At 60.5% G+C, this 21,018-nt stretch carries 13 protein-coding genes and 1 riboswitch; of the genes, 9 read left to right on the top strand and 4 right to left on the bottom strand.

Annotated elements, in window-relative coordinates; all coding sequences use genetic code 11:
* The first annotated feature begins 275 nt into the window (after positions 1-275).
* Positions 276-1,805, top strand: coding sequence for a glycine betaine/L-proline transporter ProP (gene proP, locus ACVOMB_RS17340; protein WP_481532314.1), 1,530 nt, complete (start codon positions 276-278; stop codon positions 1,803-1,805).
* Positions 1,806-2,025: 220 nt separating this feature from the next.
* Here the strand turns inward: proP and ACVOMB_RS17335 are convergent, their stop codons facing one another.
* Positions 2,026-2,289 (bottom strand): hypothetical protein, encoded by a 264-nt coding sequence (locus ACVOMB_RS17335; protein WP_481532313.1) that lies wholly within the window; start codon positions 2,287-2,289, stop codon positions 2,026-2,028.
* Between the two features lie 452 nt (positions 2,290-2,741).
* Here ACVOMB_RS17335 and ACVOMB_RS17330 point away from each other — a divergent pair, with 452 nt between their 5' ends.
* The 7 genes from ACVOMB_RS17330 to ACVOMB_RS17300 all read left to right on the top strand — a co-directional run bounded on the left by ACVOMB_RS17330 (position 2,742) and on the right by ACVOMB_RS17300 (position 15,404).
* Positions 2,742-5,519 carry a type VI secretion system Vgr family protein gene (locus tag ACVOMB_RS17330; protein ID WP_481532312.1) on the top strand — a complete coding sequence of 926 codons (2,778 nt, stop codon included), beginning with the start codon at positions 2,742-2,744 and terminating at the stop codon, positions 5,517-5,519.
* A 12-nt stretch (positions 5,520-5,531) separates the two neighbouring features.
* Positions 5,532-6,338, top strand: a complete 807-nt coding sequence (locus tag ACVOMB_RS17325; RefSeq protein WP_481532311.1) for a DUF4123 domain-containing protein — start codon at positions 5,532-5,534, stop codon at positions 6,336-6,338.
* On the top strand, positions 6,335-6,997 hold the full coding sequence (locus tag ACVOMB_RS17320; protein ID WP_481532310.1) for a DUF3304 domain-containing protein: 663 nt from the start codon (positions 6,335-6,337) through the stop codon (positions 6,995-6,997). The genes ACVOMB_RS17325 and ACVOMB_RS17320 overlap by 4 nt, the downstream gene beginning before the upstream one ends.
* On the top strand, positions 6,997-9,270 hold the full coding sequence (locus ACVOMB_RS17315) for a T6SS phospholipase effector Tle1-like catalytic domain-containing protein (protein ID WP_481532309.1): 2,274 nt from the start codon (positions 6,997-6,999) through the stop codon (positions 9,268-9,270). Before ACVOMB_RS17320 ends, ACVOMB_RS17315 begins: the two co-directional genes overlap by 1 nt.
* Positions 9,271-9,883: 613 nt before the next feature.
* Positions 9,884-12,781 (top strand): type VI secretion system Vgr family protein, encoded by a 2,898-nt coding sequence (locus ACVOMB_RS17310; RefSeq protein WP_481532308.1) that lies wholly within the window; start codon positions 9,884-9,886, stop codon positions 12,779-12,781.
* 3 nt (positions 12,782-12,784) lie between these two features.
* On the top strand, positions 12,785-14,407 hold the full coding sequence (locus ACVOMB_RS17305) for an esterase/lipase family protein (protein WP_481532307.1): 1,623 nt from the start codon (positions 12,785-12,787) through the stop codon (positions 14,405-14,407).
* Between the two features lie 115 nt (positions 14,408-14,522).
* Complete coding sequence (locus tag ACVOMB_RS17300; protein ID WP_481532306.1) at positions 14,523-15,404, top strand: T6SS immunity protein Tli4 family protein; 882 nt, start codon at positions 14,523-14,525, stop codon at positions 15,402-15,404.
* A 170-nt stretch (positions 15,405-15,574) separates the two neighbouring features.
* Here ACVOMB_RS17300 and ACVOMB_RS17295 read toward each other — a convergent pair whose 3' ends face one another.
* The 3 genes from ACVOMB_RS17295 to ahcY all read right to left on the bottom strand — a co-directional run bounded on the left by ACVOMB_RS17295 (position 15,575) and on the right by ahcY (position 18,081).
* Positions 15,575-16,030, bottom strand: a complete 456-nt coding sequence (locus ACVOMB_RS17295; RefSeq protein ID WP_481532305.1) for a GyrI-like domain-containing protein — start codon at positions 16,028-16,030, stop codon at positions 15,575-15,577.
* A gap of 84 nt (positions 16,031-16,114) precedes the next feature.
* Entirely contained in the window at positions 16,115-16,330 is a 216-nt protein-coding gene (locus tag ACVOMB_RS17290; RefSeq protein WP_481532304.1) for a DUF4287 domain-containing protein, read from the bottom strand.
* Between the two features lie 305 nt (positions 16,331-16,635).
* Positions 16,636-18,081, bottom strand: coding sequence for an adenosylhomocysteinase (gene ahcY / locus ACVOMB_RS17285; RefSeq protein WP_481532303.1), 1,446 nt, complete (start codon positions 18,079-18,081; stop codon positions 16,636-16,638).
* Between the two features lie 32 nt (positions 18,082-18,113).
* Positions 18,114-18,232: riboswitch (S-adenosyl-L-homocysteine riboswitch) on the bottom strand.
* A gap of 116 nt (positions 18,233-18,348) precedes the next feature.
* Here ahcY and ACVOMB_RS17280 point away from each other — a divergent pair.
* Positions 18,349-20,850: an alpha/beta hydrolase family protein gene (locus ACVOMB_RS17280; RefSeq protein WP_481532302.1), complete on the top strand. Its 2,502-nt coding sequence runs from the start codon at positions 18,349-18,351 to the stop codon at positions 20,848-20,850.
* Positions 20,851-21,018: the final 168 nt, after the last annotated feature.

Genomic DNA, 21,018 nt, shown 5'->3' with positions numbered 1-21,018 from the left:
ATCACTGTGGACGCGCCTTTAACAAGCCTTAACAGCTGTTCGCGTAAAATGCGCTGGCTCAGCATCATTCAGCGATTACGCACAGGCAACCTGTCTGTTGATGCTTGGACAGCCGGCACTACGCCTTACCGGGATGATCCCGGTTTTTTCTGTCCCTGACCGTCTCCGTGGCCTTGCCGCGGGGCATTCCTTCGTGCGCATTACGGCCTGCGCGAACTCATGCAAGCCAAGGCCAAGCACGCAATCAACTCAGTAACGGGAGGACTGGCCCTGTCATGTCTACAGGTGAATCCACTATCCGCAATGAGCCGCTGCAAATCGAAGACATTACCGTCATCGATAAGGCAAAAGTAAAAAAAGCAGTCACCGCCGCCGCGTTGGGTAACGCGATGGAGTGGTTCGATTTTGGTGTGTACGGCTTTGTCGCCTATGCCTTGGGAAAAGTATTTTTCCCCGAAGCATCGCCCAGCGTGCAGACCATCGCTGCGCTGGCCACGTTCTCGGTGCCATTCCTGGTGCGCCCGTTAGGTGGCGTGTTCTTCGGGGTGATGGGGGACAAATTCGGCCGGCAGAAAGTGCTGTCGGCAACCATCATCCTGATGGCGATCAGCACCTTCTGCATCGGCTTGATTCCATCGTATGAAAGCATCGGCATACTTGCGCCGATCCTGTTGCTGCTGTGCAAACTGGCGCAGGGTTTCTCCGTCGGTGGCGAGTACACCGGCGCGGCGGTGTTTGTTGCCGAGTTCGCACCGGACAGGCGCCGCGGCTTCCTCAGTAGCTGGTTGGACTTCGGCTCGATCATCGGCTTTGTCGCTGGTGCCGGCGTGGTGGTCCTGCTCAGCAGTATCGTTGGCGAAGAGCAGTTCCTCGAATGGGGCTGGCGCACTCCGTTCTTCCTTGCCGCACCGCTGGGTTTGATCGGCTTGTACCTACGGCATGCTGCCGAAGAAACGCCTGCCTTCACCGAGCAGCTGGAGCGCATGGAGAAGGAAGACCAGGATGCAGTCGGTAGCGCGCCGCGTATCTCCTTCAAGGAGATCGTCAGCAAATACTGGCGCTCCTTGCTGGTCTGCGTGGGCATCGTGCTGGTGACCAACGTCACCTACTACATGTTGCTGACGTACATGCCCACCTACCTGTCGCACAACCTGCACTACTCCGAAGACCACGGCGTGCTGATCATCATCGTGGTGATGGTGGGCATGTTGTTCGTGCAGCCCTTCGTTGGGATGGCCAGTGACCGCATCGGCCGCCGGCCGTTCATTGCCGCAGGTAGCCTTGGTTTGCTGATCGCGGCGATACCTGCGTTCCATTTGATCACCAGCGGAAACACCGGTTGGATCTTCGTCGGCCTGCTGTTGCTGGCGGTGCTGTTGAACTGCCTGATCGGCGTGATGGCCTCAACCTTGCCGGCGATGTTTCCCACCCGCGTGCGCTACAGCGCGCTAGCCAGTGCATTCAACATCTCGGTGATCATTGCCGGTGTAACGCCGACGCTGGCGGCATGGCTGGTTGAAACTGCCGGTGACCTGATGATGCCGGCCTATTATTTGATGGTAGTGGCGGTGATTGGTCTGGTAACTGCCTATTTCATGCACGAGACGGCCAACAAACCGATGCGTGGCGATACGCCGAATGCGGGCAGCCGCCGTGAAGCGCGGGAACTGCTGCAGGAGCAGTACGACCATATCGAGGCGAGCGTTGATGGCCTTGATGTGGAAATCACCGACATGCAGGACAAGCTTGCTGACCTGGAACGTCGCAAGCAGGCCTTGATTGACCGGCATCCAGATCTGGTCTGATCAACTCCCTCCTCTTCGCTATGCGAAAAGGAGGGGGCTGCGCTACTCCCTCCCTTGCACCGAAGGTGCAGCGGAGGGCTGGGGAGGGGTGCTCTTCGCGAAAAAATCAACGCCCAGGCATTTCTGGCTTTCAGCCCTGACCTAGGTGAGCGTTGACGCATGTATCGAGCCCTCTTCTTTGCGAGAAGAGGGCTCGGCATGTGTGGCGATGCAAAGCAGATCAAACGTTACAGCGGAAGCGCAGCGCGTTGAGCTGCGGGAAGCGCGCGATGATGGCGATGGCATCTTTCCAATGCGTTTCAAAGGCCTCGTCGGGCACGGGGAGAAATGCCGGGCCTACGCCATCGAAGCGGAATTCAATTCCCCTATCAGGCAGCAGCTGGCGGGTGATCGCAGTCGGCGTGCGGCCGTTGCGCAGGTGCCAGACGAGTTCTTCAATCACGGTATTCCAGGCATCCACTTCAAGATCATCAATCCACTGCATGTGGCGGGTCCTTGGCTCGGTGGTAGTGCAGGGCAACGCGGGCGGATGAAGTGCTGGGTAGGGCTGAAGCCAGGTAGTCGGTGACCGATCATCGCTCAATTGGACTGGCATCGCGTTATTTGCGCAAATGAGCTGTCCAATCAAATGGTCTGATGATTAGTCCGGGTTATGTTCGGACAATCAAGACGAATCTCAGTATTTAGTGGGCTCGATGCAAGATTGCAGCGCTTTTCAGCTGCTATCCGAGCTCGCTACGACAGACGGTAACCCCTGAAATCAAACAGATATCGAGCTCGCACAGTGACAGGTGCGGGTATGCAAGGGCTTAGCCGTGATTTGATGGTGCAATGCCAGTACCGTGAAAACCCCCAGCGGCGACTTCTGGTAAATTCCATGAAAGGAATCCGATTTGTGTCTGCAGATTGCAGACGGTCATCACATCTGGAATAGGCATGGATAAGCTGAATAACCTTCTGGCACAGGTCGCTGTGCTGGGTAATGCGCAGCGGCAGTATCAATTGCAGTGCGCTGAGATCGGTAGCAACGTGGTCGAGCGGTGGTGGGGGCGTGATTCTTTGTCCGCACATGCGTTGACCGAGGTGGACGTACTGTCCACCGATAAAAACATCGACCTGGATGCATTGCTTGCCAAGCAGGCGGCCTTGCTCATGCGTAGCGCGGACGGCAGCGAACTACGGCGCAGTGGTTTGATTGCTTCGGCGCAGCGCATGGGCAGCGATGGCGGGTTGGTTCGCTACCGTCTGTCGCTGCAGTCCTGGACCTGGTGGTTGCAGCACGCGCGCCACAGCCGGGTTTTCCAGGAAAAGAACGTACGCCAGATTGTGGATGCGGTTCTGCAGGACTATCCGGACCTGGCCAATTGGCGCTGGGCCGAAGGCTGCGATGAATTCATTGCCTCGCGCGTGCGCAGCTACTGCGTGCAGTACCGCGAGAGTGACCTGGACTTCCTGCAACGGCTGTTGGCCGAGGAAGGACTGGGTTGGCGGCTGTACCAGGACGAGCAAGCGCCCTGCGGCAATGGCATGGAGCTCTTCGCTGACAGCCTGACGCTGCCAGAGGATGCGGCCAGCGCAAAAGTCGGTGTGCGCTTCCATCGCAGCGATGCCACCGAGTCCAGTGACAGCATCCAGACGCTGGGCCGGCAGCGTGCACTGGGCAGTAACCGCATCAGCCTGCTCAGCGACGATTGCCGTTCCGTGCGCGGCATCAGCGCGCAGCTGCCATTGGATGGCGGTGGCGAGCAGTCGCAGCGTGAGAGCTACGATCCGGTCGGCGCCTACGCTTTCAGCAACGCTGCTGCGGCAGATTGGTACGCCAAGTTGCAGGCACAGACGCATGAGGTGCACGGCCGCACTTGGCAAGGTCAGGGCACAGTACGGGGCTTTCAATCCGGCACCTGGCTGCAGGTGCTGCAGGCACCGTTCTCTGCAGCGCCAGAATTACTGCTGACCGAAGTGGATCACGCCGGCATCAACAACCTGCCCACCGATGTTCGGCAAGCGATGGATGACGCGCTGGGCAAAGCGCCCATCGACGCAGCAGACGCAGCGCTGTGGCAGCAGGCCGAGAAGGTGGGCTACGCCAATCGCTTCAAGGCAGCTGAGCGTGCAATGCCGTGGCGGCCCGTATTGATGGATGGCACCGGCCAGCGCTTGAATCCGCGGCCCACAGCACCGGGTTACCAGACCGCCCGCGTGGTTGCCTCGCACGGCGGCAAAGACCAGGACGTCTATGCCGACAGCATGGGCCGCATCCGCGTCTGCTTCCATTTCCAGAATGGCGAAGCCGATACAACATGGCTGCGCGTTGCCCAGCGCTACGCCGGCCCCGGCGTGGGCGCACAGTTCCTGCCGCGCATAGGTCAGGAAGTGCTGGTGGGCTTTCTGGATGGCGATATCGACCGGCCCATCGTACTGGGCGCGCTCTATAACGGTCGCGGTGAAGCCGGCGTTGCACCGACGCCGGCTGGTGCCAGCGCCAATGACGACCGCAGCGCCTACGCGCAGGCCCGCGACGGCGCGACCAGCGCACAAGGCAATCTAAGCGGCGGCCATGCGCCAGCGTGGCACGCGGCAGGCGCTGGTGACGATGCACACCGCAATGCCGGCACTGTCTGGGGCATCCGCTCACGCGAATGGGAAGGCGGCGAAGGCAGCAATCATCTGCTGTTCGACGACAGCGACCAACAGCTTCGTGTACAGCTGGCCAGCAGCCAACAAACCTCGCAATTGAGCCTCGGCCACCTGCGGCATCAAGCCGACAACTTCCTCGGCAGCCTGCGTGGCACCGGTTTTGAACTGCGCAGCGACGCCTGGGGCGCAGTACGCGCCACCTCTGGCGCCTGGTTCAGCGCCTACGCCCATCGCAGCAGCAGCCCAGCTGGCGAAGTAGTACAGCCAGCGGCCTTGCTCAACCAGTTGCAAAGCCTGAGCACCCGTTTCAGCCAAGCCGCCCGTACTCACCTGACCAGCACGCTGGTAATGAAGGAAGGCGCACGCAGCAAGGACAGCTCCAGCATCGTGCCGGATCAGGCACCGCTGGCCGCTATGCTGGCCAGCGCCAAGACCACGGTAGCGGGCAGCGAGTTCGACACCGCAAGCGGTGAAGCCGCCCAGCGCAAGCCAACCGCAGGCAACGGGCGCGTCCCACACAGCGGCGACCCGCTTCTGGGCTTCGCCGCACCCGCTGGCATCGTCCATGTAGCAGGGCAGGCCCTGTATTGGTCAGTAGGCGAAGGCCTGCTGCTGGCCAGCGGCAGCGACAGTGACACTGCTGTGATGGGCAATGCACGCCTGCATGCAGGGCAAGCCATCGGCATGTTGGCGTGTGCGGTTGAAGGTGGCGCTGGCGGCGGCAACGCGCTGAGCGTGGTAGCTGGCACCGGTGAGTTGAATGTGCAGGCACAGAACGACGAAGTGCGCATGCAATCGAGGCAGGCATTGCGAGCTGCTAGTGCGCAGGGTGTGGTGGAGCTTGCTGCGGGTAAGACGATTCACATCGCTACAGCTGGTGGCGCCAGTGTGACTATCGAGGGCGGGAACATCAGCTTCAATTGCCCAGGGACGATTACTGTGCATGCGAGTAAGAAGTCGTTTGTTGGGCCAGCGCAGAAGTCTTATCCATTGCCAGCGTTTTCTGAGTCTATCTGTTGGGAGTGCTTGCTGCAGGCAATGAAGAAAGGTCAGGTTCTGGCGGCCAAGAATGGTTGACGGAGAATTTGAATGAATCGCCACTACATCGATCTGTTCTCGCCTTCTGTTGTTGATGACGTGATGGCGTTTCTTCCACAGGACCGAGCGGTTTTTGCATTGCTCGATCTGGCGTTCTGCGCAGTTCGCGAACGGGCGCGATTGGAGGAGAACTTCCAGGTACTTCGTTTATACGAGCGGTACGGCGCTGAAGGACCCGCAGCGGAGCTATCTCCGGCACTGCTGGAGTTGCCACTGGACCTCGTGGAGCGCCGGCAAGCGTTGACGCAACTATGTGCTCTATCCAGCGGCCGTCCGATGCTTTCGTTGTTGGTGACAAGCGGGGGATTGGAAGCGACCTGTGCGCATCTGCAGGCGCAGATGGAGGCGCGTGCGAATGAAGTGAGCTTTCTGGTGAGGTTGGCGGATACACGGTGCTTGCCAACTTGGATCGCTGCGCTCTCGACAGAACAGAAGGAGCGGTTTCTCGCAGGAATAGAGGGCTGGTGGTACGTGACTCGGGGTGGAAAATTTGAGCGAATTGGCGGGCTGGATGACGCCAGATCTTCGACCGAGACGCGGCCTTACGTGTTGACGGTTGAACAACATCGCCGGCTTCAGGTGGCAGCTGTGCCGGACATGATCATCAACTATCTGCATTCTCGGGCAGACGTATTTGGTGTGTTGGCGCCGGTTCCATCTCAGGTCCATGCCAGTGTCCAGCTGGTGATCGATGAGCTCGATATTGATCCGCTGGGTCTGTCTGCGACAGTTTATCGATCAATTTTGGAAGTGCTACGTTCGCAATTGCTACTGGTCCAGCCAGGAGCTACTGGTTGAACGCCGCATACGAGAATTTTCAGTTTGGAGGTTTGTTGGTTTCTGGCGTCGCTTTTCGTTCAACCGGAGGTTATATGTCGGGTTCTGGCTCTAGGTCATTTTTTGAATTTCTCTTTAAAGCAAGATTAATTGGGAAATTCGCTATTCTCTTCATAGGTCTCTTTGGTGCGCTCGTCGCATGTCGGTCGAGCGAAAAAGACGTGGCGCAGTTCTCGCCTGATGAGATTGGGCTTAGTTTGTCTGGTTTGAACTACACAGATATGCCGATCGGATCAATCTATGTGAATGGGTCTTGGGGTGGAGGGGTTCAGTCGTACAACAATGGCAACGGTTCCGCAGGAAGTGTCGCGCTACCTTATCCATGGAAGCCGGGGACGAAGGTAACGGTAAAATGGAGTGATGATGAATTGTATGGGCGTGACAAGAATGCTCTATATACAGTGGATGTCGAAGTTCCTCCGTATCCGATGATCTATTCCGGTTACTTGTGGGTGGCGTTCTTTCCTGGCCGGAAAGTAAAGGTTTATGCCTCCGGTTATTATCCTGGGCATGTGAGTTTTCCTGATGGATTGTTGACGCCAGCGGAAACCTGTAAGCGTGATCCGGCGTGCATTGAGTGGTATCGAAGCAAAAAGCCGCCGAGAGAGGGATACTACTAATGAGGAGTCAAACGGTAGGGCCTCCAGCTCTTCGGCTGAGTGCTGATCAGCAGGCCGAGTTGTTGGCCTGCGACGTTGGTGGCTACGATGCAGGGTGTTCTGTTGATCTTAAGTGGGGGTTTTTCTTCGATGGGACAAATAACAATTTAGAAAGAGATAAGCCTGGCCTGTCGCAGAGTAACATTGCGCGACTGCACGATGTTTTTGTGGAGGGCTTGGATCATCCGGAAAACAGAAAGCGCTACATTGCTGGAGTTGGTACCCCATTTGAGAGGGAGGTGGGGGATCAAGGTAAAAGCGTCCACCAAGCTGCAGGGCTATCTGCAGGCTGGGGCGGGGAAGCGCGGATAAATTGGGCGCTTTTGAAGGTTTTAGACAACTTGCACGCTTACTACGAACGAAGAGATCTTGGTGAAGAGCTTGGAGTGCCGGATCCGCAGACCGTAAAAAAAATGTCAACGGATCTAAATATTCCTGTTCATCAGCTGAAAAGACAAGTTGGTGATGAGATTGAATTACTCCGTGAAATAAACATGCTGGAATCTGTCCAGCTACTTACGTCGACCGCCGCGAATCCTCCCAATGATCTAGGGCGTCGCTCGATACTGAGGGCGCGGCGGGAAATTTTGGCACCGAAGATTGCAGGGTGGCGCAAGGCATCCAAGCCTAGAGTGCGAACTATTCGCATATCCGTATTCGGATTTTCACGCGGAGCGGCGGAGGCGCGTGTGTTTTGCAGCTGGCTTAAGGATGCGCTTGATCCGGACTTTACCTTGTGTGGAATACCCGTTGAAGTTGATTTTCTAGGAATATTTGACACAGTTGCTTCCGTGGGAATGGCAAATAGTAGCATCGCCTTTGACGGGCATGGAGGATGGGGGCGTGCGGCAGATCTAGCAGTGCCGGCATATGTTCGTGAGTGCGTGCATATGGTTGCTGCACTGGAGGTGCGAGCGTCTTTCCCCCTCGATGCCTATCGGGGTAGTGCACGCAAAGCTGTGCAGTTGGTTTATCCGGGAGTGCATTCGGATCTTGGTGGCGGCTACATTCCGTCGGAACAGGGCAAAGGCTATGTCGGTACCGAGGGTAGAGATACGGCCAAATTTTCGCAGATTCCGTTGCAGGAAATGTATCAGCGCGCTCGGGCCGTTGGGGTTCCGCTAGATGCAGCTTCACCTGGGCTACCAAGAAGCGCCCGTGATTCGATGGAAGTTGATGGCGAATTGATTAGGGCTTATTCCAACTATTTCGACGCCACTGGTGGTGCGTCCTATGGTTCGCTGCAACAAATAATGCATGATCACTATGGAAGATACCTGCAATGGCGGAAGCTACGGCTCGGTGACGATGCTCCGGCAGGTTTGCAGCACCAGCCATTCGTTAGTCGAGCAGGCAAGAAGAGTGGCCAAGATGTTGTTGATCTTGTAATGGCCAACTTCGAGCTTAGGTGGGAGCATGAGGCGCTGCTGAAGGACGAAAGGAGTGATCCTGCGCTACGCGTCCCCAACGGTTTGTCGGACAACATCGGTAAATTCATTGAGCTGCGAGCCCGCAGTATTTTGCCTATTTCTGGTCTGCGCGATGCAGCGATCGCTTATGTCTGGGGCTACAAGATGAAGTGTTGGCAAGAGATCAAGCCGATTTGGGAGACTGTCGGCGATATCGACCCTCGGATTTCTCGCTTGATGGATGACTACATCCATGACTCCAGAGCATGGTTCAAACCATTCGGAGCACCCAATGAGGCAGCTTGGAAGCGTCAGCAGGAAGAAAGGATGAAATCTTTGGAAGCGCAAGATGCGCGGCACAAGGAATGGGAACGAATCAAACAGGAAGATGAAAGAATCATGCGTGAAGGCAGTGCGTTGGAGCGCATGGCGGCAGCTCACCGACGATCTGCGATGAACTCAACGCCGCAAGCGTGGCCAAAGCGTTTAGAAGGTGCGGATCGCAAGGATCTCGATGCGTGGAAGAATGGTGGACGCTTGCCGTTTGAAATTGAAGGCCGCGAAAGCTGGTCGATATTCGGCTATTTGCGTTGGCGCATGGTCTACGAGGACGAAGCAAGTTGGCTTCAGCAGATTGGTGATTTCGCAGGGGCCCAGGCTAGGGCGGTCAAAAGAGGAATCAAGGATAAGGTGGACGATGCAGTTGATCGTGCTGCAGAGGCAGCTGGCCGCGCTATCGGTGATGGAGTGAAGAAGAGCACGGACTACTTGTTGGATAAGGCGAAGGACGCGCTATCCAATGGGATTCCACGACCCCGTCTGTAGCAGGAGCTGTCGTATGGAGGATGCGGATAAGTTGAATGTAATCAATGCGCCTCTATTAAGAGCGCTTGTTGGGCAAGCAGACCTCTTCGACCAAGTAAGCAGGGGGTGTTGTCGGCCTACTTCTACCCTTTCCCCGGAGGCGAAGGATTTGGCTGGGGAGGGTGCTTCTGAGGCTGTACACGCGTGCAGGAACCCCCTCCCCCCCCCTGCTTCGCAAGGGGAGGGGCCGAATCAGGGCGCTGCTCAGGCGTTAACAAGGAAGTTGCTGGAACATAGTTCCAACCAAGGGAAATCTTGAAGGACGCTAGGCGATGTGCATGAGCCGACAATGAGCAGAACGCAGAAGTGCCTTGAGGCGCGCCCGGCAAAACTGAAGAACCGTGACTCCAGTCACTCTACGCGCGATCGGATGAAGATTTACACATTTGTGAATAGATTCATTGCCTTCACGCAAGCATGCGCAAAGCCGCCAATTTGAGCCAATTTTCAAGCTGTCCCCACCAATCCGACCCCACCAACCCGTAACGCGGGCTATAGGAAAGTTCTGATAGATTCGGGCTGGGGGATCCTATTGCGTCTGCTGAATGGTGGGCGGGAATTGCATTGGGTTGGCATGGATAAGCTGAATAGCCTGATGGCGCAGGTGGCTGCGCCGAGTGATGCACAGCGTCAATATCAATGGCGATGCTCCGGATTGGACGGGGGCATGGTCGAACGTTGGTGGGGCCGCGATGGCCTGTCGACGCACGCGCAGACGGATGTGGACGTGCTGTCCACCGATCAGGGCGTCGCGCTGGATGCGCTGCTTGGCACCCAGGCGGTGCTGCTGATGCGCATGGCCGACGGCGACGAGCAGCAACGTAGTGGTCTGGTGGCGCAGGCGCAGCGGATGGGTAGTGATGGTGGCCTGGTGCGCTATCGCCTGTCGCTGCGGTCGTGGACCTGGTGGCTGCAGCATGCGCGGCACAGCCGTGTGTTCCAGGACAAGAACGTACGCGAGATCGTGGACGCGGTGCTTGCCGACTATCCGGATCTGGCCAATTGGCGCTGGGCCGAGGGCTGCGATGAATTCATTGCTAAGCGCGTGCGCAGCTACTGCGTGCAGTACCGCGAGAGCGATCTGGACTTCCTGCAGCGGCTGTTGGCCGAGGAAGGGCTTGGTTGGCGTTTGTATTCTGAGGAACAGGCACCTTGCGGCAACGGCATGGAGATATTTGCCGACAGTCTGAGCCTGCCGCAGGACGCCAGCAGTGCCGCGGCCGGTGTGCGTTTCCACCGCAGCGATGCCACCGAATCCACGGACAGTATCCAGACCCTGGGCCGGCGTCGCGCTCTGGGCAGCACCGGGCTGAGTTTGCTCAGTGATGATTATCGGCAGGTGCGCAGCGTCAGCGCGCAGCTGCCCTTGGACGGCGGCGGTGACGCCTCAAAACGCGAGAGCTATGACGCAGTGGGCCCGTATGCGTTCGCCAACGCCAGTGCGGCCGATTGGTATGCCCGCTTGCAGGCGCAGGCGCACGAGGTACATGGCCGCACCTGGCTGGGCCAGAGCACGGTGCGTGGCTTTCGCTCCGGTACCTGGCTTGAGGTACAGCAGGCGCCGTTTGCGGCTGCGCCGGAGCTGTTGCTGGTGGAAGTGGAGCACGCCGGCATCAACAACCTGCCCACCGATGTACGGCAGGCGATGGACGATGCCTTGGGTGCTGCGCCGATTGCCGACGGTGACGCCGGGCTTTGGCAGCAGGCCGAGAAGGTGGGCTATGCCAACCGTTTCAAGGCGACGGAGCGCACGTTGCCGTGGCGGCCGGCGCTGGAGGATGGGAACGGTCATCGCCTCAATCCACGGCCTACCGTGCCTGGCTATCAGACGGCGGTGGTTGTCGCTGGACAGGGCGGCATCAGCAAGAACGTGCACGCCGACAGCCTGGGGCGGATTCGGGTGCGCTTCCATTTTCAGGATGGGCAGGGCGACACGACGTGGTTGCGGGTTGCCCAGCGCTACGCAGGCCCCGGTGTTGGCGCGCAGTTCCTGCCGCGCATCGGCCAGGAAGTGTTGGTTGGCTTCCTGGATAGCGATATCGATAGGCCGATCGTGTTGGGGGCGCTGTACAACGGCCGTGGCGAAGCAGGCGTTGCGCCCACGCCTGCCGGTGCCAGTGCCGAGGCGGATCACAGCGCGTATGCGCAGGCACGAGATGGCACCGCCAGTGCACAAGGCAATCTGAGTGGCGGGCACGCGCCGGCCTGGCATGCGGCAGGTGCAGGTGAGGATGCGCATCGCAATGCCGGTGCGGTGTGGGGTATCCGTTCGCGCGAATGGGATGGCGGCGAAGGCAGCAATCATCTGTTGTTTGATGACAGCGACCAGCAGCTTCGCGTGCAGTTGGCCAGCAGCCAGCAGACTTCACAGTTGAGCCTTGGCCATCTGCGCCATCAAGCCGACAACTTCCTCGGCAGCTTGCGCGGCACTGGCTTTGAGCTGCGCAGTGATGCCTGGGGTGCGGTACGCACAACTTCGGGCGCTTGGTTCAGCGCCTACGCGCACCGCGCCAACAGTCCTGCCGGTGAAGCGGTGCAACCGGCGGCCTTGCTCAATCAGCTGCAGGGGCTGAGCACGCGCTTCAATCAAGCGGCGCGCACGCACCTGACCAGTGCACTGGCGATGAAGGAAGGCGCACGCGGCAAGGATCGCTCCAGCATCGTGCCGGATCAGGCACCGCTGGCGGCGATGCTGACCAGCGCCAAGACCACAGTTCCCGGTACGGAGTATCAAGGTGCAAGCAGCGAGGCAGAGCAACGGCAGGCAACGGCCGGCGATGGCAGGGTGCCGCATAGCGGTGATCCGCTGCTGGGCTTCGCCGCACCCGCGGGCATCATCCACGTAGCGGGGCAGGCGCTGCATTGGTCGGTAGGCGAAGGCCTGCTGTTGGCCAGCGGCGGCGACAGCGATACCGCAGTGATGGGCGCTGCACGCCTGCATGCCGGGCAGGCCATCGGCATGTTGGCCAGCGCAGTGGAAGGTGGCGCCGATGGCGGCAACGCCTTGAGCGTGGTGGCAGGCACCGATGAGTTGAACGTGCAGGCGCAACACGACGAAGTGCGCATGCAATCGAAGCAGGCGCTGCGCGCGGCCAGCGCACAGGGCGTAGTGGAACTCACTGCCGGCAAGACCTTGCATATCGCAACTACCGGTGGTGCCAGCATCACCATCGAAGGCGGCAATATCAGCTTCAACTGCCCGGGCAAGATCACCGTGCATGCGAGCAAGAAGAGCTTCCTCGGTGCCACCCACCTGTCCACCGAAATGAACAGTTGGCCGGACGCGCAGTTCGATGATGTCTATGTAGTGCGGCACCGGGCCACGGGCGATCCCATGCCCAATACGCGGGTGCAGATCACCCGCGGCGATGGTGGCCGTAGCGAGGCGGTCACCGATGCACAGGGGCGTCTGCCGCGGCAGCGCGGGCAGGGTATCGATGAGGTGCTCATCAAGGTTCTGGGGAAGGTCTAGCGCATGGAAGAGAGACAGGACGTTGTACTGCCCAGCGGAGACTGGGACGAGGATGGCCGGCCGGTCGCGCGTGCGCGGCTTACCCAGGTCAAGGACAAGCGCGACAAGGTGGTCGAGGCCGATACTGATGCGGTCATTCCGGTCATCTTCCTGCCCGGCATCATGGGTACCAACCTGAAGTCGAAGATCACCGGCGACCCGGTGTGGCGGCCGCCGAACACCGATGGTGTGGGCGCGGTGCTGGGCGCGATCGGGCAGATGTTCGTGTTCCTGTTCCGCGGCGCGGCTACGCGGCAACGGCTGTTGAATCACTTGACCTCGGAAGTGGATGATCGCGGCCCGCTGGACGCGGAAGATGTCATTCCCGAGGCGTTGGCGCGCGAGCGTGGCTGGGGCCAGTTGATGCGCTCGGCCTACAACCCGGTGATGGCCGAGATGCACCGCAAGCTCAATGACCTGATGTCGGCGGGCAAACTGCAGCCATGGTGGGCCGAAGATGGCGCGCGTGCGCCAGCCGAATACGGTGAGATGGTCGGCGGCAATGCCGCGCTAACCTTGGAGCAGGCCAAGCATGCGGCGCACTACCGCTTCGAGGTCTGGTCTGGTGGCTACAACTGGTTGCAGAGCAACCGCATCTCTGCCCAGGACATCATCGCGCGTATCGATAACGTGATCCTGCCGTACTACGCTACGCGCGGTATCAACGCGCAGAAGGTATTGCTGGTTACCCATTCAATGGGCGGCCTGGTAGCGCGCGCGGTGTCGCAGGTGTCGAACTACGGCAAGTTGCTCGGTATTTCGCACGGCGTGATGCCAGCGACGGGCGCGGCGGCGACTTACCACCACTGCCGGGCCGGTTATACAGGTGCACCCAGCATCATTCTTGGCCGCGATGCAGGTGAAGTGGTGGCGATCCTGGCCCGATCAGCAGGTGGTCTGGAGCTGTTGCCTGCTGCTGATTACAACGAGGGCAAGGCATGGCTGCAGCTGGGCGACGAAGGCCCACAGTTGCCCGTTGGTGGCGATCCTTACGGCGAAATCTATCTCAACACCAAGTGGTATGGGCTGGTTCCCGAGGGCAACACCGAGTTGCTCGACCCGAGCGCGCCGACAGCGGCAGCTGCATCTGCACGCGAAGAAGAAGATGGCCCGGCGCTTACACCGCGCACCAATTTCCAGATCATTGTTGAAGGTGTGAGGGACTTTCATAAGGACATCACCCGCAAGTACCACAAGCCGACATTCGCGCATTACGGCGATGACGCCAAGCAGCTTGCCTGGGGCTCGCTGGCCTGGAGCGGTGGCAGGATGACGGGTGTGGATTCGGTGACGCCGGTGTCGGACAACCGCAACGGCAAGATCAAACTGCAGGACACGGTTGGCGTGATAAAGCTGGAGATTGCCGATCCCATCGATCCCGGTGATGGCACAGTACCGGCGTGTTCAGGTGCGGCTCCTAAAGCTGAGATCACAGGATGTTTCCGCCAAGGCAGTTTCGGCAGCGGCCAGTACGCATTGAAAGGCAAAAAAGGCTATGACCATCAAGGCAGCTACAACGACGAGCGCACCCGCTGGGCAACACTGTACGCCGCCGTGCGGCTTGCACAGGGCGCGGACTGGGCATGAGTTGTTGCACGCGATGATGCGCCGGCCGCTGCTGCGTAGCTTGCTGGCTGCGGTACTACTGACCTTTGCCTCGGGCGGCGTTGCCGGCGCGGCACCGAAACAACGGGGACCAGAAATGAAGACTTTGTGTGTTGGGCGATTCCTGCTGGATGTGCCTGCTGCTACCGCGATCCAGCCCGGCTATGTGTACGCACGCAAGAAGGTGGAGACGACTACCGGCGTATCACTGCAGGAGTTCCGCCAGCGGGTGGCCGCGCGTGACGCGACGTTGACTGCGGACCGGCATCGCAATGGTGAGTCGATGTCGGTCAGTACGACGTCCTTTGACGAAAACGCGGTGCTGCTTACCTCATGGGTAAGCGAAAGCAGCCGCGCCGGTCATCGCCAGGAGCTGTACGTACTGGACCCAACGCACAACGTGCAATACCTGATCAGTGGCGAGACCGAGGCGGCGAAGCTGCCGGCCGCGATCGAGAACTATCGGGCCTTGCGGCCGCGGATCAGCTATCGCGATCCCAGCACCATTCCGACCGCCGCGGGCTTCTGCATTGATTCGGGCTTCATTGCCGGCAATCGCATCAACAGCGAGGAAATGACCATCGGCCTGCGTCCGCGTGGCTATCCCGGTGCGCGCATGACGCTGATGTCCTATGTCACCGGCAAGCCAGACCAGCCCTTGCTGCAGCGTGCCTCCGATCTTCCGCCGGAATACGCGGCCGCCGCAGCGCGGATGCGCAATCTGCGCCGTGGTGAACGCAACCTCGGGGTGATCCAAGGGCAGGAGATTCTCGCTCACGCAGAAGGTGACGGGCGCAAGATGTATGCCTTCCTGTGGGAATCGCAGGGACGTGCGGAGTCGTTGCAATACCCGTTCCTGTCGCTGCAGTTGCTGACCGAAGAGAAGGCCGATGCGTCGGCATTCCGCGATGACGCACAGGCGCTGGGACTGTGGGATCAAGTGCTGGGCAGTCTGCGTCTACGACCGGGCGCGATCTGATTCTTTGTAGGAGCGGCGTAAGCCGCGAAGCTGATGGTGTCCGAGACCTCGGGCGTTTTTGCTACCTGATGATGTATCTGCTTCGCGGCTTATGCCGCTCCCACAAAGAGCCGAGGTAGGCCGTAATTCCCAAAAAAGGGAAAAGCTGAAACGCGGCACAATGCTGCTCACTAGTGAATCGGGATATACAGCTCCATCTGCGCTGCCGGATTGAACGGATCATCAAAGCGTTCGTCGTAGCGTTCCAGATCAATGCCGTCTTTTGCCAGCAGTCCGTGCTCGGCAAGGAGGTGGTCGTAGATTGCCTTGAAGCTGACGCTGATCTGCACCGCAGTGCCGGTGTGAGTGAAGACGGCATAGCGCTGCGCCGGAATCTGGAAACGCACCATTCCAGCCGGAATCAACGCATCGTCGCCCACTTGGAAGCCGGTGATGTAGCGCAGCGTGCCATCGGTCTGCGGTTCACAGACGCCGTAACTGACGATGGGTTCCAGCTTGCCGATGATTTCATCCTCGCGTGGGATGAAGCGTTGCCAGAGTTCAGCGAAGCCATCTTCGTCGGCGCGGAGAATCGCTTCCATTCCGACGACGGTGAAGGCTGGGCGTTCAAGGATGTTGAGTTGCATGTTGTTGCTTCTTGTCTGAAGTGGTGGCTGGATACATGCTGCCATCGTCTTATGGGCGCGCAGCTCGCCGTTGCGCGGCGCCGATCAAGCTTCGTTCTGCGCCCGCAGATAAGCGACCAGAGCATTGGCATGACCGTGGCCGATGTTGTGTTGCTCCTTGAGGAAGGCCACCTGTTCCGTGTGCTTCCTGTCCTTGACCGTGTCCAGCAGTTGCAGCCAATGCTTTACCGGCTTGCCGTAAGTCTTCTCGATGGAAGGGAAATACGACGCCGGGCCCTGGACTTTTTCGCTGCTGGTCATGTGCGTGTCCTGAAAGGAGGAGTGCCAGGTAATGATGCGGCAAACGCAGAGTGTTGGCGATTCAGCTACTTCTCTCTATAGGGCACTGATGTGGGCCTTGGTCGCGCGGAGGAGTGCGCCAGAAACAGAACGGGCGCCTTGCGGCGCCCGTTCTCTGTAAAGCTGCCCTCACCCCAACCCCTTGGAGAGGGGCTCGAACTGTAGTGCCGAGCCATGCTCGGCAGGGGGCTTTACCAGCTAAAGCTGCCCTCACCCCAACCCCTCCCGTGTACGGGAGAGGGGCTTAAGCAAAGCAGGGCAGCAAATCAGTAGCGGTAGTGGTCCGGCTTGAACGGGCCGTCGACCGGAACGCCGATGTAGTCGGCCTGATCCTGGCTCAGGGTGGTCAGCTTCACGCCGATCTTTTCCAGGTGCAGACGAGCGACTTCTTCGTCCAGCTTCTTCGGCAGCAGGTACACCTTGTTCTCGTAGCTGTCCTTGTTCGCCCACAGGTCGATCTGTGCGAGCGTCTGGTTGGCGAACGAGTTGGACATCACGAAGCTCGGGTGGCCGGTGGCGCAGCCCAGGTTGACCAGGCGGCCTTCGGCCAGCAGGAAGATCGCGTTGCCGTTCGGGAAAATGTACTTGTCCACCTGCGGCTTGATGTTGACGTGCTGCACGCCCTTGTAGCCCACCAGTGCATCGACCTGGATTTCATTGTCGAAGTGACCAATGTTGCAGACGATGGCCTGGTCCTTCATCGCGCTCAGGTGCTCGATGCGGATGATGTCCTTGTTGCCGGTGGTGGTGACGTACAGGTCAGCACGGCCCAGGGTGGATTCGATGGTGTTGACCTCGAAGCCTTCCATCGCCGCCTGCAGGGCGCAGATCGGGTCGATTTCGGTGACCACCACGCGCGCGCCGTAGGCACGCAGCGAAGCGGCGCAGCCCTTGCCCACGTCGCCGTAGCCGCAGACCACGGCAACCTTGCCGGCCAGCATCACGTCCATCGCGCGCTTCAGGCCATCGGCCAGCGACTCGCGGCAGCCGTACAGGTTGTCGAACTTGCTCTTGGTGACCGAGTCGTTGACGTTGATCGCCGGGATCAGCAGGGTGCCGGCCTGTGCCAGCTGGTACAGGCGGTGCACGCCGGTGGTGGTCTCTTCGGAGACGCCCTTCCAATCCTTGACCACGCGGGCCCAGTAACCCGGGCGCTCGGTGGCGACGCGCTTGAGCAGGTTCTTGATGACCTGTTCTTCGTGCGAGGCAGCTGCTTCGTTGACCCAGTTGCTGCCGTTCTCGAGCTCGTAGCCCTTGTGGATCAGCAGGGTGACGTCACCGCCGTCATCGACCACCAGCTCCGGACCGGTCAGGGTGCCGTCGGCCAGGGTGAAGGTCAGCGCATCCAGGGTGCAGTCCCAATATTCTTCCAGCGACTCGCCCTTCCATGCGAACACCGGCGTGCCGGTGGCGGCAATCGCGGCGGCAGCGTGGTCTTGGGTCGAGAAGATGTTGCACGAGGCCCAACGCACTTCGGCGCCGATGTCCTTCAGCGTTTCGATCAGCACGGCGGTCTGGATGGTCATGTGCAGCGAGCCGGTCACGCGCACGCCCTTCAGCGGCAGCGTTGCGGCGTGCTTGCGACGGATCGACATCAGGCCCGGCATTTCGTGCTCGGCGATGTCCAGTTCCTTGCGGCCCCAATCGGACAGCGAGATATCGCGGATCTTGTAATCACCTTCCTGCGAGAAGGTAGAGGCAACAGCGTTCATTTAGAGCTCCGGTGTGGTGCGAGCAGGCTCGCGTTCGCCGGGCGCCGTTGTTGCGTGAAAGCCGCCCGAGCCTGGCCGTTGGTGAAGTCCGTGCAAGAACACGGGCTGTAGTGGACAGGTCCACCCAACGGTCGCAGCGCCCCTCGGAACGGGCCGCCCAGTATATCGCGGCGACGTGCCCGCGCCGCGGGCCCAACCAACGGCAGGGGCCAGCGTCGATGGGGATTGTTAAGTTGGAGGATTGTTTTTGCCCAATAGGAATGCGCCATGAACCTGTCTCCCCACCGCCGTCGCCGCGCTTCGGCCGCCTTGGTGCTGTGCGCCGGCCTGCTGCTGGCGGTACCGCCGGTCATGGCGCTGAGCCCGCCGCCGGCGCAGAAAGGGACCCAGCAAGGCGAAGGCTACCGGCTGCCGTCGGCCGCGCTGCAGGCCGTGGTGGATGCCCCGCGTGCGCCAAGCCTGTACCTGTCGCCCAAGCGCGACCTGACTGCGCTGCTGCAGACCCCGGCGCTGCCGTCGATTGCCCAAGTGGCAGCCCCGGAGCTGAAGCTGGCTGGCCTGCGCATCAATCCCAAGACTGTGTCCGACAGCCGCTTCTCGTTCGGCAGCAAGTTGTGGCTGGCCTCAACCAGCGACGGTAAGGAGCGCCAGATCACCGGTTTGCCGCAGCCGCTGTCGGTGGCCTCGCTGGCCTGGTCGCCGGACCAGAAGTACCTGGCCTTCAATCAGCTGAACCCGGCCACTGGCAGTAACGAGCTGTGGCTGGTGGATGTGGAGACCGCCAGTGCGCGGCGTGTGGCCGAGCGCCTGAACAGCATCGTCGGCAACGGCTATGCATGGCTGCCGGGTAGCGACGCATTGCTGGTCATGCAGCGTCCCGTCGGGCTGGGCGAGCCGCCGCACGGTGACGGCGTTCCGACCGGGCCGGCTGTACAGCAGACCGAGGCCGGGCAGGGCGTGCGCACCGTGCGTACCTACCAGGACCTGTTGAAGAACGAAGACGATGCGCGCCTGTTCGAGTACTACATGCAGGCGCAGCCGGTGCGGGTGTCAATCAGCGGTGACAGCAAGCCGGTCGGTGCAGTCGGTATCTATCTGGGCCTGACCGCATCGCCGGACGGCAACTACCTGCTGAGCCAGCGCGTGCAGCGGCCGTTCTCCTACGCGGTGCCGGTCAGCAGCTTCCCGCGCCATATCGACGTGCTGGATGCGCAGGGCAAGCTGGTGCACACGGTGGCGCGCCTGCCGCTGGTGGACGGCCTGCCGACCGGCAACGATGCAGTGCCGACCGGCGTGCGCTCGATCAGCTGGCGTGCCGATGCACCGGCAACGCTGGTGTGGGCCGAAGCACAGGATGGCGGTGATCCGTCGCGTGAGGCCAAGGTGCGCGATGCGGTGATGATGCAGGCGGCGCCGTTCGAGAAGCCGCCGGTGACGCTGGCGCAGCTGGGGTCGCGCTATGCAGGCGCAACCTGGGCGAATGGCGAGCTGGCACTGCTGGATGAGTACTGGTGGAAGAGCCGCCAGGTGAAGCAGTGGAAGATTGCCCCGGATCACCTGGATCAGGCCGCAACGCTGCTGGTCCAGCGTTCGGAGGATGATCGTTACAGCGACCCGGGCGAGCCGCTGCTGCAGATGGACAGTCGCGGCCGTTCGCGTTTGCAGCTGACCGCCGATGGCTCTGGTTTCTATCGCATTGGTGACGGTGCATCGGCCGAAGGTGATCGTCCGTTCCTGGATCGCGTTGATCTGGCCAGCGGCAAGAGCGAGCGCCTGTTCCATTCGCAGGCGCCGTATTACGAAATGCCGTTGAGCATTGTCGAAGGCGAGGGTGGCCGCATCCTGACCTATCGCGAATCCAACGACGTACCGGCCAATCTGTTTGCACGCGGCCTGGCCGCTGATGCGCAGCCGGTGGAGCTGACCCACTTCGTGCATCCGCTGCCGCAGCTGCGTGGGGTGAAGAAGGAGCAGATCCGTTACAAGCGCGCCGATGGTGTTGAGCTTACGGCTGACCTGTTGCTGCCGCCGGGCTACGACGCCAAGAAGGACGGTCCGCGCCCGGTGCTGATGTGGGCGTACCCGGCTGAGTTCAAATCCGCTGCCGATGCCAGCCAGGTCAGTGGCTCGAAGTACCGCTTCAACGCCATCAGCTATTGGGGGTCGCAGGCCTTCCTGGCGAAGGGCTATGTGGTGCTGAACAACCCGACCATGCCGATCATTGGCGAGGGCGATACCGAGCCGAACGACACCTATGTGCAGCAGTTGGTTGCCAGTGCACAGGCAGCAGTGGATGAAGTGGTGAAGCGCGGCGTCGGTGACCGTGAGCGTATTGCCGTTGGCGGCCATTCCTATGGCGCGTTCATGACTGCAAACCTGTTGGCGCATACGCGTTTGTTCAAGGCAGGCATTGCACGCTCGGGTGCGTACAACCGCACACTGACACCGTTCGGCTTCCAGGCCGAGGAGCGCAATTACTGGCAGGCACAGGACGTGTACCAGAAGATGTCGCCGTTCAATTACGCCGACAAGATCAAGGATCCGATCCTGTTCATCCATGGCGTGGACGACAACAACTCCGGCACCTTCTCGATCCAGAGCGAGCGCATGTTCGCTGCGGTGAAGGGCTTGGGTGGCACCTCGCGGCTGGTGATGCTGCCGAACGAATCGCATGCCTACCGCGCACGCGAATCGATCATGACCATGCTGGCCGAAAGCGAAGACTGGCTGGACCGTTGGTTGGGTGCAGAGGCAGGCAAGAAGCGCTGACCAACAGCTCCCTCCCTTTTGCACGCAGTGCAAAGGGGAGGGTTGGGGAGGGGTAGCCTTTGGTACCCTTCTGTAGTGGGGGGGGGGGGGGGGGGGGGGGGGGGGGGGGGGTTGGGGGGCCCGGCGGGCGGGGGGGGGGGGGGCGGTGGGTGGGGGGGGGGGGGGGGG

It is taken from the genome of Stenotrophomonas sp. STEN018 (assembly GCF_056760235.1).
This window is presented reverse-complemented; position numbering and strand designations above follow the sequence as displayed.